2 protein-coding genes are annotated in these 1,173 nt (G+C 65.2%); both read right to left on the reverse strand.

All coding sequences use genetic code 11. The features are described from left to right. On the reverse strand, window positions 1–842 hold an 842-nt coding region (gene hpaD / locus AB4Y79_RS21615), incomplete at its 3' end, for a 3,4-dihydroxyphenylacetate 2,3-dioxygenase (RefSeq protein ID WP_441866255.1). 31 nt (window positions 843–873) lie between these two features. Then, the coding region (locus AB4Y79_RS21620; RefSeq protein ID WP_441866252.1) for an aldehyde dehydrogenase family protein at window positions 874–1,173 on the reverse strand (300 nt) is incomplete at its 5' end.

The following is a 1,173-nucleotide window of genomic DNA, read 5'->3' on the forward strand; positions in this document are numbered from 1 at the left end:
GGGTTGTCGGGGTCGCCGGTGTAGTAGTCCTGGGTGTAGATCTCGATGCGGTGGCCGTCCGGGTCCAGGATGTAGAGGTAGAAGGCGTTGGAGACGCCGTGCCGGCCGGGGCCGCGTTCGATCCGGTCGCTGATGCGCAGGGCGCCCATCTTGTCGCAGATCTGGATGATGTTGTGCTTCTCGTGGGTGGCGAACGCGACGTGGTGCATGCGCGGACCGTTGCCGCCGGTCAGGGCCGTGTCGTGGACGGTTTGCTTGCGGTGCATCCAGGCGGCGTAGGTGACGCCGTCCGAATCCTTGATGTCTTCGGAGACGCGGAAGCCGAGGTCTTCGAGGTAGGCGCGGCCGCGCGGGACGTCGGGGGTGACCTGGTTGAAGTGGTCCAGGCGGACCAGTTCACCGGCGGAGTAGAGGTCGTAGCGCTGGGTGAGGCGTTCCACGTGCTCCACGTCGTAGAAGAACTCGTAGGGGAAGCCCAGCGGGTCCTCGACGCGGACGGAGTCGCCGATGCCCTTGGTGAAGCCGTCCTTGCGGCGCTCCACCCGGCAGCCCAGCTCGCGGTAGTAAGCCTCGGCGGCGTCCACTTCGGCGGGGGACTTCACCCGGTAGGCGAAGGCTGCGACGGCGGCGATGGGTCCCTTGCGCAGCACCAGGTTGTGGTGGATGAACTCCTCCAGGGAACGCAGGTAGATGTTGTTCTCGTCTTCCTCGGTGACGTGCAGGCCCAGGACGTCCACGTAGAACTCACGGGACTTGGCGAGGTCGGTGACCACGATTTCCATGTAGGCGCAGCGGACGATGTCCGGAGCCGGAACAGAAGGGGTGGGGACAAAGTTGGTCATGATGGTCTCTCTTCTTTGAAAGGGGTACGGGCTAGGCGCCGAATTTGGGGGTGTGGACGGTGCCGAGGGTGATATGCACGGCCTGCTGGTCGGTGTAGAAGTCGATGGAGCGGTAGCCGCCTTCGTGGCCCAGGCCGGAGGCCTTGACGCCGCCGAACGGGGTGCGGAGGTCGCGGACGTTATGGCTGTTCAGCCACACCATGCCGGCCTCGACGTTCTGCGAGAAGTTGTGGGCCCGGGTCAGGTTCTGGGTCCAGATGTAGGCGGCCAGGCCGTACCTGGTGTTGTTGGCCAGGGCGAGGGCCTCGTCGTCGTTCTCGAACGGGGTGAT

The sequence above is a fragment of the Pseudarthrobacter sp. YAF2 genome (assembly GCF_052113345.1).
GTDB lineage: Bacteria > Actinomycetota > Actinomycetes > Actinomycetales > Micrococcaceae > Arthrobacter.